The 13343-nt window shown below is 62.7% G+C and carries 16 protein-coding genes; 9 read left to right on the forward strand and 7 right to left on the reverse strand.

Going from position 1 to position 13343, the window contains the following annotated elements:
• Positions 1–31 precede the first annotated feature (31 nt).
• Both FJ948_RS19020 and hutC read left to right on the forward strand, forming a co-directional pair.
• Positions 32–1387: a formimidoylglutamate deiminase gene (locus tag FJ948_RS19020; RefSeq protein WP_140707020.1), complete on the forward strand. Its 1356-nt coding sequence runs from the start codon at positions 32–34 to the stop codon at positions 1385–1387.
• Positions 1388–1393: 6 nt separating this feature from the next.
• The gene (gene hutC / locus FJ948_RS19025; RefSeq protein ID WP_181173716.1) at positions 1394–2140 is read left to right on the forward strand and encodes a histidine utilization repressor; all 747 of its coding nucleotides are present in this window, start codon (positions 1394–1396) and stop codon (positions 2138–2140) included.
• 74 nt (positions 2141–2214) lie between these two features.
• On the opposite strand, the gene FJ948_RS19030 is transcribed toward hutC, so the two are convergent.
• On the reverse strand, positions 2215–2559 hold the full coding sequence (locus tag FJ948_RS19030) for a RidA family protein (RefSeq protein WP_140707022.1): 345 nt from the start codon (positions 2557–2559) through the stop codon (positions 2215–2217).
• A gap of 225 nt (positions 2560–2784) precedes the next feature.
• Here FJ948_RS19030 and aztA point away from each other — a divergent pair, with 225 nt between their 5' ends.
• The 4 genes from aztA (at position 2785) to FJ948_RS19050 (ending at position 5930) form a co-directional block, all read left to right on the forward strand.
• Complete coding sequence (aztA, locus tag FJ948_RS19035) at positions 2785–3597, forward strand: zinc ABC transporter ATP-binding protein AztA (protein WP_140707024.1); 813 nt, start codon at positions 2785–2787, stop codon at positions 3595–3597.
• The gene (gene aztB / locus FJ948_RS19040) at positions 3597–4472 is read left to right on the forward strand and encodes a zinc ABC transporter permease AztB (RefSeq protein ID WP_140707026.1); all 876 of its coding nucleotides are present in this window, start codon (positions 3597–3599) and stop codon (positions 4470–4472) included. The genes aztA and aztB overlap by 1 nt, the downstream gene beginning before the upstream one ends.
• Positions 4473–4501: 29 nt before the next feature.
• Positions 4502–5443, forward strand: coding sequence for a zinc ABC transporter substrate-binding protein AztC (gene aztC / locus FJ948_RS19045; RefSeq protein ID WP_140707028.1), 942 nt, complete (start codon positions 4502–4504; stop codon positions 5441–5443).
• A 148-nt stretch (positions 5444–5591) separates the two neighbouring features.
• Positions 5592–5930, forward strand: a complete 339-nt coding sequence (locus FJ948_RS19050; RefSeq protein WP_140707030.1) for a TIGR01244 family sulfur transferase — start codon at positions 5592–5594, stop codon at positions 5928–5930.
• Here FJ948_RS19050 and FJ948_RS19055 read toward each other — a convergent pair.
• Positions 5927–6394 (reverse strand): Lrp/AsnC family transcriptional regulator, encoded by a 468-nt coding sequence (locus FJ948_RS19055; protein WP_140707314.1) that lies wholly within the window; start codon positions 6392–6394, stop codon positions 5927–5929. The genes FJ948_RS19050 and FJ948_RS19055 overlap by 4 nt on opposite strands.
• A 137-nt stretch (positions 6395–6531) precedes the next feature.
• Here FJ948_RS19055 and hppD point away from each other — a divergent pair, with 137 nt between their 5' ends.
• Together hppD and FJ948_RS19065 are read left to right on the forward strand one after the other, a co-directional pair.
• The gene (hppD, locus tag FJ948_RS19060; RefSeq protein ID WP_140707032.1) at positions 6532–7647 is read left to right on the forward strand and encodes a 4-hydroxyphenylpyruvate dioxygenase; all 1116 of its coding nucleotides are present in this window, start codon (positions 6532–6534) and stop codon (positions 7645–7647) included.
• Between the two features lie 54 nt (positions 7648–7701).
• A complete protein-coding gene (locus FJ948_RS19065; RefSeq protein ID WP_140707034.1) occupies positions 7702–7938 on the forward strand; it encodes a type II toxin-antitoxin system prevent-host-death family antitoxin in 237 nt (78 codons plus the stop codon).
• Here the strand turns inward: FJ948_RS19065 and FJ948_RS19070 are convergent.
• The 4 genes from FJ948_RS19070 to hmgA are packed head-to-tail and all read right to left on the reverse strand — an operon-like array spanning position 7917 to position 11720.
• Entirely contained in the window at positions 7917–8477 is a 561-nt protein-coding gene (locus tag FJ948_RS19070; protein ID WP_140707036.1) for a DinB family protein, read from the reverse strand. The genes FJ948_RS19065 and FJ948_RS19070 overlap by 22 nt on opposite strands.
• A gap of 20 nt (positions 8478–8497) precedes the next feature.
• Positions 8498–9511: a fumarylacetoacetate hydrolase family protein gene (locus tag FJ948_RS19075; RefSeq protein ID WP_140707038.1), complete on the reverse strand. Its 1014-nt coding sequence runs from the start codon at positions 9509–9511 to the stop codon at positions 8498–8500.
• A complete protein-coding gene (locus FJ948_RS19080) occupies positions 9508–10395 on the reverse strand; it encodes an MBL fold metallo-hydrolase (RefSeq protein WP_181173730.1) in 888 nt (295 codons plus the stop codon). Before FJ948_RS19080 ends, FJ948_RS19075 begins: the two co-directional genes overlap by 4 nt.
• Before the next feature lie 11 nt (positions 10396–10406).
• Positions 10407–11720, reverse strand: coding sequence for a homogentisate 1,2-dioxygenase (gene hmgA, locus FJ948_RS19085; protein ID WP_140707042.1), 1314 nt, complete (start codon positions 11718–11720; stop codon positions 10407–10409).
• Positions 11721–11807: 87 nt separating this feature from the next.
• Between hmgA and FJ948_RS19090 the strand changes: the two genes are divergently transcribed.
• Positions 11808–12248 carry a MarR family transcriptional regulator gene (locus FJ948_RS19090; RefSeq protein ID WP_181173717.1) on the forward strand — a complete coding sequence of 147 codons (441 nt, stop codon included), beginning with the start codon at positions 11808–11810 and terminating at the stop codon, positions 12246–12248.
• Positions 12249–12299: 51 nt separating this feature from the next.
• On the opposite strand, the gene tdh is transcribed toward FJ948_RS19090, so the two are convergent.
• On the reverse strand, positions 12300–13334 hold the full coding sequence (tdh, locus tag FJ948_RS19095) for an L-threonine 3-dehydrogenase (protein WP_140707045.1): 1035 nt from the start codon (positions 13332–13334) through the stop codon (positions 12300–12302).
• Positions 13335–13343 lie beyond the last annotated feature (9 nt).

A 13343-nucleotide genomic window follows, 5' to 3' on the forward strand; every position in this document is an offset into this window, starting at 1 on the left:
GTTATCCCCAGGGCAGGATTCGGAGACGGACGTGACGGCGATCTTTGCGGAACAGGCGCTCCTGCCGGATGGTTGGCAAGGCAATGTGCGGATCGCCATCGACCAGGGGCGAATCTCGGCGATCGAGGCCGGGACCTCCCCGCGACCAGGCGACGAACGCCATGCCATCCTGCTGCCCGGCATGCCCAATCTGCACAGCCACGCTTTCCAGCGCGGCATGGCCGGGCTTGCCGAGTTGCGCGGCCCCTCCGCCGACAGTTTCTGGAGCTGGCGCGAAGTGATGTACCGTTTCGCGCTGTCGATGACGCCAGACCAGGTCGAGGCGGTGGCGGCGCAGCTCTATGTCGAAATGCTGGAGGCCGGCTTTTCGCGCGTCGGCGAATTTCACTATCTCCATCATGACCGCGACGGAAACCCTTACGCCAACCCTGCCGAAATGGCCGAGCGCATCGCCGCGGCGGCCGGCGAAACCGGTATCGGCCTGACGCTGCTGCCGGTGTTTTACGCCCACTCCTCCTTCGGTGGTGCCGCGCCAAACGACGGCCAGAGGCGATTCATCAACGATGTTGGCGGGTTCGCCCGGCTTGTTGAGAAGTCCCGCGAATCTGTTCGCTCTTTGAATCAAGCAATTGTCGGCGTCGCCCCGCACAGTTTACGGGCCGCGACGCCGGAGGAACTCAGGGCGGTTGCGGCGATCGCGCCGGACGGGCCGATCCATATCCACGTCGCCGAGCAGGTGAAGGAGGTCGAGGACTGCCTTGCCTGGTCCGGCGCGCGTCCGGTCGAGTTTCTGCTTGGCCATGCCGCTGTCGACCAGCGCTGGTGCCTGATCCATGCCACCCACATGACGGAAACCGAGACCATCGACATGGCCAAGAGCGGCGCCATCGCCGGCCTTTGCCCGATCACCGAGGCCAATCTCGGCGACGGCACCTTTGCCGCGCCGCTGTACAAGGAGCATGGCGGCCGCTTCGGTGTCGGCTCCGATTCCAACGTGCTGATCGGCCTCCCCGACGAATTGCGCCAGCTCGAATATTCGCAGCGCCTCGCCCACCGCGCCCGCAATGTGCTTGCGGTGGCCGGCGGCTCGACCGGCCGCGCGCTGTTCGACGCCGCACTTGACGGTGGCGGCGCCGCGCTCGGCGCCGGCGCCGCGCGGATAGCCGTCGGCGCTGCCGCTGATCTCGTCTCGCTCGACGCCGGCAATCCCTCGCTGGCGGGCAAGATGGGCGATGCGATCCTTGATGCCTGGATCTTCGCCAATGGCAGCAAGGTCGATTGTGTCTGGGTGCACGGGCAAAAGCAGGTCAGCGGCGGCAGGCATGCGAGACGCGAGGAGATTGCCGAGCGGTTTCGCGAGGTAATGACCGCGCTCTCCGAAAGCTGATCCTGGATGAGCATGGTCGAACCGACTGACATGGAGGACAGCGAGACCGTTTCGCTGCATCAGCGCATCCTTTCCGATATCCGCGAAAAGATCCTGTCCGGCACTTGGGCGCCTGGCCACCGTATTCCGTTCGAACATGAGCTGACGGCGGAATACAAATGCTCGCGCATGACCGTGAACAAGGCGCTGTCGCAGCTCGCCAAGGCCGGCTTGATCGAACGGCGGCGGCGTTCGGGCAGCTTTGTCCGCCGGCCGCAATCGCAAGCGGCGGTACTTGAACTTCACGACATCAGGATCGAGGTCGAGGCGCTCGGCCTGCCCTATCGCTATGAGCGGCTGGAACGCCTGCAACGGCGCAGCAATGCCGGCGACCGGGCGCTGCTCGGACTCTCCACGGCGGGCTCGGTCCTGCGGCTTGAAGGCTTGCATTTTGCCGGCGAACGGCCGTTCGCCTTCGAGCAGAGACTGATCAATCTGTCGGCCGTGGCCGAGGCTGGAGACGAGGCGTTCCTCGAAATCGCGGCAGGCCCGTGGCTAATAGGCCGTGTGCCCTGGAGCGAAGCCGAGCACCGCATCCGCGCCATGGCCGCCGACGAGACTATCGCCGATGCGCTCGACATCGATCCCGGCGCGCCCTGCCTAGTGGTCGAACGCCGCACCTGGAGCGCCGAGCACCCGGTCACCCATGTACGCTTCATCTATCCGGCGGAAAGCCACACGCTGGTGGCAAGGTTCACGCCGTCGCAGGGGTAGCTGATCTCCCCCGCTCTGCCCTGCCGGGGCATCTCCCCCACGAGGGGGGAGATCGACAGCCTCCACGTCGCGCTTTACAGCGCGGCCGTCACGATAATCTCGACCAGATATTCCGGGCCGGCGAGCTTGGCTTCGCCGGTGGCGCGGGCGGGCGTGTGGCCCTGCGGCACCCACTTGTCCCACTCGGAATTCATTTCGGCGAAGGTGCTCATGTCGGCCAGCCAGATGATCGCCTGGACGATCTTGGTCTTGTCGGTGCCGGCCTTGGCCAGCAATTCGTCGATGGCCGCCAGAACATCGCGGGTCTGCGAGGCGACGTTGCCGCCGGGTTCGCCGACCTGGCCGGCCAGATAGACGGTGTTGCCGTGGATGACGATCTGGCTCATACGCGGGCCGACATCGATGCGACGAATGCTCATTCGAGAGGTTCCTTCCGTTGTGATCGGGCCTCTTTAGAGTCGCCGTCCGCTTCGGGCAAGGCCGCCTGACCGAAACCGTTTGAGCCAATTGCGCCATTCAAGGCAGGCGCGCACACGGGGATTTGACCATGGCGTCGCAATTCCGCCGGATGGGCTTGTTGACTAATGTAATAACATCACATATCCAACACCCCTGCCTGCGGCCGCGTTTGGCGACGGAGCGATATGACCCAGACCTGCCTGACATTCCGTGACCTGACGCTTGGCTATAACAGCCACCCGGCGATCCATCATCTCGATGGCGCGATCCGCAAGGGTTCGTTGACGGCCGTGGTCGGTGCCAACGGCTCCGGCAAGTCGACGCTGATGAAGGGTATCGTCGGGGTGCTGAAGCCAATGGCCGGCGAAGTTGTCCGCGCGCCCGGTGTGCGGGCGGCCTATCTGCCGCAGCAATCGGAACTCGATCGCTCTTTTCCCGCCCGTGTCGTCGATCTGGTTTCACTGGGCCTGTGGCCGAAGCGCGGCATGCTTGGCCGCTACACCAAGGAAGATCGCGAATCCGTCAGCAAGGCTTTGATGGCCGTCGGCCTCGGCGGCTTCGAGAAGCGGCCGATCGACACGCTGTCGGGTGGTCAATTGCAGCGGACGCTGTTTGCCCGGGTGCTGTTGCAGGATGCCGATCTGATCCTGCTCGACGAGCCCTTCAATGCGGTCGACGCCAAGACAGTCGGTGACCTAATTGCCCTGATCAAGCGCTGGCACGGCGAGAAACGCACGATCATGGTGGTGGTGCATGATCTCGATCTGGTGCGCCAGAATTTTCCCGAAACACTGCTGCTTGCCCGCCAGCCGGTTGCCTGGGGCGAAACCCGGGAAACGCTGAAGCCGGAGAACCTGTTGCGGGCGCGCCGCTTTCACGAAGCCTGGGAAGAGAACGCGCCCTGGTGCGAGCCTGACGAGCACGCTCACGGCCATGATCACGATCATCATGGCCACGATCACGACCATCACCATGGCGCCGGACCGAGGGCTGCCTGATGGACGCGCTCTACGGTCTTTTCATCGCGCCCTTCGCCGATTTCGGCTTCATGCAGCGGGCGCTGATCGGCTCGCTGATGCTGTCGCTCGGCGCCTGCCCGATCGGCGTCTTCCTGATGCTGCGGCGCATGAGCCTGTCGGGTGACGCGATGGCGCATGCCATCCTGCCGGGGGCGGCCGCCGGCTTCCTGTTCTATGGCCTTGAAATCCTGCCGATGACCATTGGCGGCCTGATCGCCGGCGTCATCGTGGCGCTCGGCGCCGGCGCCGTTTCGCGCTTCACCATCCAGCGTGAGGACGCCTCGATGGCAGCTTTCTACCTGATTTCGCTCGCCATCGGCGTGCTGATGGTGTCGATCCGCGGCTCCAGCGTCGATCTCATGCATGTGCTGTTCGGCACGGTTCTGGCGCTCAACAACGAGGCCTTGACGCTGATCGGCGGCATCGTCGCGGTGACGCTGGTCTGTCTCGCCATCTTCTGGCGGGCGCTGGTCGCCGAATGCCTCGACCCGCTGTTCCTGCGTTCGGTCAGCCGCATGGGCAGCCCGGTGCATTTCATCTTCCTCGGCCTCGTCGTGCTTAACCTCGTCGGCGGCTTCCAGGCGCTCGGTACCTTGCTGTCCGTTGGATTGATGATGCTGCCGGCGGCTGCCGCTCGCTTCTGGACGGCGCGCGTCGAGCCTATGTGCGTGCTGGCCGTGCTGATCGGCTTTGCCTCCTGCATTGCCGGACTGCTCCTCTCCTATCATGCCTCGCTGCCGTCCGGCCCGGCCATCATCCTGTCGGCCGGCGTCGTCTATTTCGCCTCTATCCTGTTTGGCACGCGCGGCATTCTGCGCGCGCGCATCATCCATCACCGTCACAGAACGGCCTGATCCCCCGCCCCTAAAAGGAGACCCCGCTTATGCTGAAATCGATCCGTGCCGCTCTGGCGATGAGCGTTATAACATTAACCGCCTTTGGAGCATCGTCGGCATTCGCCGCGCCGCTGAAAGTGGTCGCCAGCTTCACCGTCATCGCGGACTTCGCCAAAAACGTCGGCGGCGACCGGGTCGCGATCACCACCATTGTCGGGCCGGACGGCGATGCCCATGTCTATGAGCCGAGCCCCGCCGACGCGGTGGCCATGGCCAAGGCCGATATCATGCTGGTCAACGGCCTGCATTTCGAAGGTTTCCTGCAGCGGCTGGTCGATGCCAGCGCCACCAAGGCCTCGATCATCACCTTGACCAAGGGCGTGACGCCGATCGACTTCAAACCTGAATTCGCCGACGCCGACGCAGCGGAGGGTGCCGGCACTGCCGGCGGCAAGACGGTGACCGATCCGCACGCCTTCCAGTCGATCGCCAATGCCAGGATTTATGTGAAGAACATCGCCGAAGCGTTCTGCGCGGCCGATAGCGAAGGCTGCGTCTCCTACCAAACCAATGCCGCCGCTTACACCAAGAAGCTCGATGCGCTGGAAGGCGAAGTGAAGGCAGCGATCCAGTCGATCCCCGAGGCAAAGCGCGTCGTCATCACCTCGCATGACGCCTTCGGCTATTTCGAGCACGAATACGGCCTGACTTTCCTCGCCCCGCAAGGCATCTCGACCGATTCCGAACCGTCGGCCGCCGATGTCGCCAAGCTGGTCGAGCAGGTCAAGCAGGACAAGGCCGCGGCTATCTTCGTCGAGAACATCACCAACCCGCGCCTGATCGAGCAGATCGCCAGCGAGACCGGCATCAAGGTCGGCGGCACGCTCTACTCGGATGCGCTGTCGCAGCCCGATGGCCCGGGCTCGACCTATATCGACATGATGCACAACAACATCCGTCAGATCAAAGGCGCCATTCTCGGCAGCTGAAATTGATCCGCACCCAGCCGGGTCGTATCGGCCCGGTTGGATTTTCTGGCCTGCGATGTCTATTTGGCAGAGAATTCCTTCGATGCGGATTGCCGCCCCCCTCCGGGAGTGGCAAGACTGCCATCAACGAGATCGCAAGGACGACACAATGGAATACCGCCAGATCAGCGAAGACTATTCGGTTTCAGGCCAGATCCAGCCCGAAGACGTCGCCGCCATCAAAGAAGCCGGCTTCAAGAGCGTGATCTGCAACCGGCCGGACGACGAACAGCCCGGCCAGCCTTCGGCGGAAACGCTCAAGACAGCAGTCGAAGCCGCCGGTCTCGCCTTCCGCTATATCCCGGTCATCAGCGGCCAGATCACGCAGGATAATGTCGACGACCAGGCCGAAGCACTCGACGAGCTCGAAGGGCCGGTGTTCGCCTATTGCCGCTCCGGCGCCCGCTGCACCAATCTGTATGGGCTGATCCAGCAGTCGAAGGCTTAAATCGGCAGCGCGCCGGTCTCTTTCAGTGTCTCCAGCACGATCGCCGTCTTCACATGCTGCACCGATTCGTGCGGCAGGAGCACGCCGTTGACGAACTCCGACAGTGATTTGAGATCGGGCGTCACGACTTTCAGGATATAATCCATCTCGCCGGTCAGCGCGTGGGCTTCCTGCACCTCGGGCAGCCGCGCCACTAATTCGCCGAAGCGCCGGGCATTGTCACGGTTGTGGGTGGCCAAGGTTACCGAGATGACGTTGACCAGCGAGAAGCCGAGACGATCACGGTCGAGCACCGCCCGGTAGCCTTTGATAAAACCATCCTCCTCCAGACGCTGGCGGCGGCGCGAGCATTGCGATGCCGACAGGTTCACCCGCTCTGACAGATCGTTGTTGGTGAGCCGCGCGTCACCTTGCAGGAGCGCCATTATCTTGCGGTCAAATTGATCAATGCGCGCCTCATCCACGGATTTTTCTCTCTTCATGCATGTTTCACGCATGACATCATCATTTCAAGCGCTTGAATGCAAGCACTATGCGCCGGCTCCGCGTTATCATGCGTCGAATGGTCATTTTCGGCCAAACGACATTTCGGAGGAATACCATGGGTCCCTTCCCGCACGACGCCCCGCCCGCCACGATCAGCAAGGACAACCCCGCCGGCACCGATGGTTTCGAGTTCGTCGAATTCGCGCATCCCGAACCGACGAAGCTGGCCGAGCTATTCACCCGCATGGGCTATGTGGCCGTGGCCAGGCATCGCAGCAAGAACATCACCGTCTGGCGCCAGGGCGACATCAACTATGTTGTCAACGCCGAGCCCGGTTCGCACGCGATGAAGTTCGCCGACAAGCACGGCCCTTGCGCCGCTTCGATGGCCTGGCGCGTGGTCGATGCCAAGCACGCTTTCGACCACGCCGTCTCGAAGGGAGCCATCCCCTATGAAGGCGACGACAAGGCGCTCAATGTGCCAGCGATTGTCGGTATCGGCGGCTCGCTGCTTTATTTCATCGACAGCTACGGCAAGAAGGGCTCGGCCTATGACGCAGAATTCGAGTGGCTTGGCGCGCGCGACCCCAGGCCGCAAGGCGTCGGCTTCTATTTCCTCGACCACCTGACTCACAATGTCTATCGCGGCCAGATGGACAAATGGTGGGATTTTTATCGCAATCTGTTCGGCTTCAAGCAGATCCATTTCTTCGACATCGACGGCAAGATCACCGGTCTGGTCAGCCGCGCCATCACCTCGCCCTGCGGCAAGATCCGCATTCCGCTCAACGAATCCAAGGACGAGACCAGCCAGATCGCCGAATACCTGAAGAAGTACAATGGCGAAGGCATCCAGCACATCGCGGTCGGTACCGATGAGATCTACGCGGCCACCGACAAGCTCGCCGACAACGGGCTGAAGTTCATGCCCGGCCCGCCGGAGACCTATTACGACATGTCGTATGACCGCGTGAACGGCCATGACGAGCCGATCGAGCGGATGAAGAAGCATGGTATCCTGATCGACGGCGAAGGCGTGGTCGATGGCGGCATGACCAAGATCCTGCTGCAGATCTTTTCGAAGACCGTGATCGGGCCGATCTTCTTCGAGTTCATCCAGCGCAAGGGCGACGAAGGCTTTGGCGAGGGCAATTTCCGCGCTCTGTTCGAATCGATCGAGCAGGACCAGATCAAGCGTGGCGTGATCAAGGTGGACGGCAAGGCGGCTTAGCTTACTTGCAGGACAACTTCTTATGACCTAAATTCTGGTCACAGGAGGTCGTCCATGAACATTCCAATGGCTAAGGCGAAGGCTCAGCTGTCGGAGTTGGTAAAGCGTGCCCAAGCTGGCGAAGAAATCAATCTGACGCGTCACGGCGAGGTTGTTGCAACCTTGAACGCTCCCGCTCGGCCAGGCGGAAGCAAAGGCCTGCTCGGAGCCTTAAAGGGCCAGATCCGGATAGCGGACGATTTTGACGAACTCGGTCCCGAATTTTCGACTTACGACGTGGCGCTGGTCTGACGACCCAACCCCAGCCGCTCGACCTCTTCCTTCCTCAGCTTCAAATCATAGTCGAGCAAAAACTCATCCAGTTGCGGCGGCGCGACTGACGTGCCCGACAGCATGGCGTGGACCTGGCCGCGATGGTGGATGTCGTGCAGGAAGACGTGCGCCAGGATATCGCCGATCTTTTCCGGGATCATGCCGTCCTCGCGCCGGTCGGTGATGACGCGGCGATCGAGATCGACCTCCGACAGGCCATCGCAGAAGGCGATCAGCCGTCGGTCGGCCACTAGCTGTGCGGCAAAGAGCGGCTCACTTTCCTCGAAAGGCACGAAATCATCATGGGCGGCGGCGCCGACACCGCCTTCTTCGAGAAAATCGAGATAGAGATAATCGACGGCAAGGACGTGGTTGAGCGTTGCCTTGATCGATGGGAAAAAGCTGGTGCGCTCGGCTTCGAACTCGCCGGGCTTGAGCGCAAGCACGGCACGGTAGAGCCGGTCGTTCGACCAGAGATTATTCCCAGCCATGCGGCGCAAATGATCCAGAAGATTCATCGCTGAAAATCTGTCCTAGCCTATCCCTCGTATTTCTCAACCGTCTGCTCGATGGCACCGAAGATCGAATGACCTGCCTTGTCCTTCATCTCGACGCGCACCGTGTCGCCGAAGCGCAGGAACGGCGTCTTTGGTTCACCTGACTCGATCGTCTCGATCATGCGCAGTTCGGCGATGCAGGAATAGCCGGCGCCGCCCGCCGCGACCGGCTTGCCCGGGCCGCCGTCGAGCTTGTTGGAGACCGTCCCCGAGCCGATGATGGTGCCTGAGACCAGCGGCCTTGTCCGGGCGGCGTGAGCGATCAGGGCCGGGAAATCGAAGGTCATGTCGACGCCGGCATTGGCGCGGCCGAACGGCTTGCCGTTGATGTCGGCGAGCAGCGGCAGGCTGACCTTGCCGCCGTCCCAGGCATCGCCCAGTTCGTCCGGCGTCACCGCCACGGGCGAAAAGGCCGAGGACGGTTTCGACTGAAAGAAGCCGAACCCCTTGGCCAGTTCCGGCCCGGTGAGTGCGCGCAACGTGACATCGTTGACCAGCATGACCAGCCGGATGGCGGCGCGCGCCTCATCGAGGCTGGCGCCCATCGGCACATCGTCAACGATGACCGCGACCTCGGCTTCCATATCGATGCCGAAGGCCTCGTCGACTGTCTGGATCGGATCGCGTGGTGCCACGAAGGAGTCCGAGCCGCCCTGGTAGATCAGCGGGTCGGTCCAGAAGCTTGCCGGCATCTCGACGCCGCGCGCTTTGCGCACCAGTTCGACATGGTTCACATAGGCGGATCCGTCAGCCCATTGATAGGCGCGCGGCAGCGGCGAATGCGCGTCGTGCTCGTGGAAGCGAGCTGCCGGCATCGCATTGTTCTCCAGCGATTCGGCGATTGTCGCCAGATGCGGCGAGATCCTGCGCCAGTCGTCGAGTGCCGCCTGCAGCGTGCGCGCCAGGAACGAGGCGTCGGTGTACTGGGTTAGGTCGCGCGAAACGACGACGAGTTTTCCGTCGCGCGTCCCGTCCTTCAGTGTGGCAAGCTTCATGCTGTTCCCTCTCCTTTTGCAGCTTTCCCGCTGCTTAACTCCACAACAAGGCCGTCGCGCGCGATCGTCAAGTCGCCGGCCCATGTTTTCCTGACGGCGGCAGTCCACTCTGTCTCGCCAATCTGGGAGTCGTCGGCCGGAATGAGGTGATTGAGCACCAGCCGCTTCACGCCGGCTGTGTTGGCGATGCGCCCAGCCTCCTCGGCAAAGCTGTGGCTTGCAAGCAGATGCTCCTTGAGCCGCGCGCCATTGCCGGTCCTGGCAACCAGCCGCTCGATGCCTTCTTCCAGCATGGCTTCATGGACGAGGACATCAGCGCCTTCGGCGAAATCGGCCAGCGGCGGAAAGAAGGCTGTATCGGCCGAGAACACCACGCTTTTTGCGCCATGCTCGAAGCGCAGGGCAAAGCAATCGGTGACCGGCGGATGGTCGACGCGCAGCGCCGCCACCTTCAGGCCGCGCTGCCCGACCACACGGCCTTCGCCGAATTCTTCGACAGAAACCAGATCGCGAATATCGGGCCGGCCCTCATCGATGATGCGGATCTCGATGTCGAATTCCATCGCCTGGCAAAAGCGCCGCCAGTAATGGCCGGTGCCGGGCGGACCGAACACGCTGACTGGCGTCGCCAGACCCGCAGTCCAGGCGGTGTGGATCAGCGGTCCGAGTTCCAGCACATGGTCGGAATGCAGGTGGGTGATGAAGATCAGATCGAGCGCCTTCAGGTTGACACCGGCATCGACCAGACCGCGCGTTACGCCAAGCCCGCAATCGACGACGATGGTTCGTCCGCCGATCTCGAGCAGCGACGAACTCGGCCACGGCCCGCCCGGCCGCAGCGCGGGGCCGCCTTTCGAGCCCAGCAGCACCAGCCGATCCGGCATTGGCTTGCCACTCAAGACCAGTCGCCCTCCGGCGTGCCGTTGAAGCGCTTCTTCAGGTCGGCCCAGCAGTCGATGTAATTGTCCTGCCGGGTTTCCAGTTCCGCGCCGTAGCGGGTCAGCATCTGCGGATAGCGGGTCTCGAACATGAAGGCCATGGTATTGTCGAGCTTGACCGGTTTCAGCTCCGCGCGCGAGGCTTTTTCGAAGCCAGGCGCATCCGGGCCGTGCGCCAGCATCAGATTGTGCAGGCTGATGCCACCGGGAACGAAACCTTCCTCCTTGGCATCGTACTGGCCGTGGATCAGTCCCATGAATTCGCTCATGATGTTGCGGTGGTACCAGGGCGGCCGGAACGTATCCTCGGCCACCAGCCAGCGCGGCGGGAAGATGACGAAGTCGATGTTGGCGGTGCCTTCCTCGCCGCTCGGCGCGGTGAGAACCGTGAAGATCGATGGATCGGGGTGGTCGAACAGCAGTGCGCCGACCGGAGAAAACGTCGCCAGATCATATTTGTAAGGGGCGTAGTTGCCGTGCCAGGCGACGACGTCGAGTGGCGAATGGCCGATCTCGGTGACGTGGAAATTGCCGCACCATTTGACGATCAGCCGGCACGGCGTTTCCTTCTCCTCGAACCAGGCGCAGGGCGTCTTGAAGTCGCGCGGATTGGCCAGGCAATTGGCACCGATGGGGCCGCGATCAGGCAAGGTCAGCTTGGCGCCGTAGTTCTCGCAGACATAGCCGCGCACTTCGGTGTCGACCAGTTCGACCTTGAAGACGAGGCCGCGCGGCAGCACGGCGATCTCGCCGGGACGAAGCTCGATGACCCCCATCTCGGTGACAAGGCGCAAGCTGCCCACCTGCGGCACAACAAGCAGTTCACCGTCGGCATTGAAAAAATGGTCGTCGACCATGGAGCGGTTGGCGACATAGACATGGGCAGCCATGCCGCTCTGCCCGAGCACGTCGCCGGCCGTGGTGATCGTGCGCATGCCGGCGATAAAATCGGTCGGCTCTTTCGGCATCGGCACCGGGTTCCAGCGGTATTGGCCCAGCGCCAGTTCGTGGTCGCCGACATTCGGCGCGGTTTTCCACAAGGGATAGTTCGCGGCCTTGAAGCGGCCAGTGTGTTTTACGCTCGGCCGGATGCGGTAGAGCCAGGATCGCTCGTTGGTGCCACGCGGCGCGGTGAAGGGCGAACCGGAAAGCTGCTCGGCATAGAGGCCGTAGGCCGGCCGCTGCGGCGAGTTGCGCCCCTGCGGCAAGGAACCCGGCAATGTCTCGGTCTCAAAATCATTGCCGAAGCCCGGCATATAGGAAAAGGCCATCGCGTCCTCCCGGATTGACCAGATTGGTTTCATTTGTAACCATCGAGAATGTAACTATCAATCTTCCGTTTTTCCCGGATGCGGACAATGGACATCCTCGAACTTGAAAGCTTCCTGCCCTACCGGCTCTACCGGCTGGCCGACGCGGTCAGCCGCGAATTCTCGAAAGTCTACAAGGACCATTACGGCCTGACACGGCCGGAATGGCGCACGCTTTCCGGGCTTGGACAGCGCGGCACGATGACCGCGACGGCGCTCGGCGAGCAATCGGCCATGCACAAGACCAAGGTGTCCCGGGCCGTGTCCGAGTTGGAACGGCGGCGCTGGCTGCTGCGGACGCCTGACGAGAACGACCGCCGCGTCGAGCATTTGACGCTGACCAAAGCGGGGCTTGCCGCCTATCGCGAGATGGTGCCGCTGGCAAAGGCGTTTGAGAGAGAGTTGCTGGCGAGGCTGGGCGCGGAAGAGCGGGTTGCGATTGTCAGCGGGGTGGCGGCTCTGGAGAGGGCATTGGAAGAAAAGAGCTGAAGGCCGGCGGGACAGCGTACAGACGTTTTAGCGGACGGCGCTATGCCGCCCTCACCAATCCATCACTACCTTGCCCGAACTGCCGCTGCGCATCGCGTCGAACCCGGCCTGATAATCGTCGATGCCAATCCGATGCGTGATCAGCCCGCTCACATCCAGCGGCCCCTGCACCAGGGCGATCATCTTGTACCAGGTCTCGAACATTTCGCGGCCATAGATGCCCTTCAGATGCAGCATCTTGAAGATGACCTTGTTCCAGTCGATCTCGAAGCCGGTCGGGGCTATGCCCAAAATGGCGATCTTGCCGCCATTGTTCATGGTGTCGATCATGTCGCGGAAGGCAGGCGCGGCGCCCGACATTTCGAGGCCGACGTCGAACCCCTCGGTCATGCCAAGCGCCGGCATGACATCGCTCAGCTTTTCCTGCGAGGCATCGACGACGTGCTGGACGCCGAGCTTTTTGGCCAGCGCCAGCCGCACCGGGTTGATGTCGGTGATGACCACCTTTCGCGCACCGACGCATTGCGCCACCAGGGCCCCCATGATGCCGATCGGCCCGGCGCCGGTGACCAGCACATCCTCGCCGACCAGATCGAACGACAATGCGGTGTGGACGGCATTGCCAAGGGGATCGAAGATCGCCGCGATCTCGTCCGGCACGTCGTCGGGGATCGGCACGACATTGTGCTGGGGAATGGCCAGGTATTCGCCGAAGGCACCGGGACGGTTGACGCCGACGCCGAGCGTGTTGCGGCACAGATGCCCTCGCCCGGCACGGCAGTTGCGGCAATGGCCGCAGACGATGTGGCCTTCGCCAGAGACGCGCTGGCCGACCTTGTATTCGGTGACCGCGGCGCCGAAATCGGCGACGGTGCCGACGAATTCATGGCCGGTCACCATCGGTACCGGCACCGTCTTCTGCGCCCACTGGTCCCAATTGTAGATATGCACGTCTGTGCCGCAGATCGCGGTCTTTTTGACCTTGATCAGCACATCGTTGGGGCCGATCTCCGGCACCGGCACCTCTTCCATCCAGATGCCTGGCTCGGCCTTGGCCTTCACCAGCGCCTTCATCATGTTCGACATTCTTTTGTC

The sequence above is a fragment of the Mesorhizobium sp. B2-3-12 genome, from assembly GCF_006442205.1.
Classification (GTDB): Bacteria; Pseudomonadota; Alphaproteobacteria; order Rhizobiales; family Rhizobiaceae; genus Mesorhizobium.

Coding starts and splice junctions, on each gene's coding strand:
- hutC (WP_181173716.1), top strand. CDS start 1,394: ATGAGCATGGTCGAACCGACTGACATGGAGGACAGCGAGACCGTTTCG.
- FJ948_RS19030 (WP_140707022.1), bottom strand. CDS start 2,559: ATGAGCATTCGTCGCATCGATGTCGGCCCGCGTATGAGCCAGATCGTC.
- aztA (WP_140707024.1), top strand. CDS start 2,785: ATGACCCAGACCTGCCTGACATTCCGTGACCTGACGCTTGGCTATAAC.
- aztB (WP_140707026.1), top strand. CDS start 3,597: ATGGACGCGCTCTACGGTCTTTTCATCGCGCCCTTCGCCGATTTCGGC.
- aztC (WP_140707028.1), top strand. CDS start 4,502: ATGCTGAAATCGATCCGTGCCGCTCTGGCGATGAGCGTTATAACATTA.
- FJ948_RS19050 (WP_140707030.1), top strand. CDS start 5,592: ATGGAATACCGCCAGATCAGCGAAGACTATTCGGTTTCAGGCCAGATC.
- hppD (WP_140707032.1), top strand. CDS start 6,532: ATGGGTCCCTTCCCGCACGACGCCCCGCCCGCCACGATCAGCAAGGAC.
- FJ948_RS19065 (WP_140707034.1), top strand. CDS start 7,702: ATGAACATTCCAATGGCTAAGGCGAAGGCTCAGCTGTCGGAGTTGGTA.
- FJ948_RS19070 (WP_140707036.1), bottom strand. CDS start 8,477: ATGAATCTTCTGGATCATTTGCGCCGCATGGCTGGGAATAATCTCTGG.
- FJ948_RS19075 (WP_140707038.1), bottom strand. CDS start 9,511: ATGAAGCTTGCCACACTGAAGGACGGGACGCGCGACGGAAAACTCGTC.
- FJ948_RS19080 (WP_181173730.1), bottom strand. CDS start 10,395: ATGCCGGATCGGCTGGTGCTGCTGGGCTCGAAAGGCGGCCCCGCGCTG.
- hmgA (WP_140707042.1), bottom strand. CDS start 11,720: ATGGCCTTTTCCTATATGCCGGGCTTCGGCAATGATTTTGAGACCGAG.
- FJ948_RS19090 (WP_181173717.1), top strand. CDS start 11,808: ATGGACATCCTCGAACTTGAAAGCTTCCTGCCCTACCGGCTCTACCGG.
- tdh (WP_140707045.1), bottom strand. CDS start 13,334: ATGTCGAACATGATGAAGGCGCTGGTGAAGGCCAAGGCCGAGCCAGGC.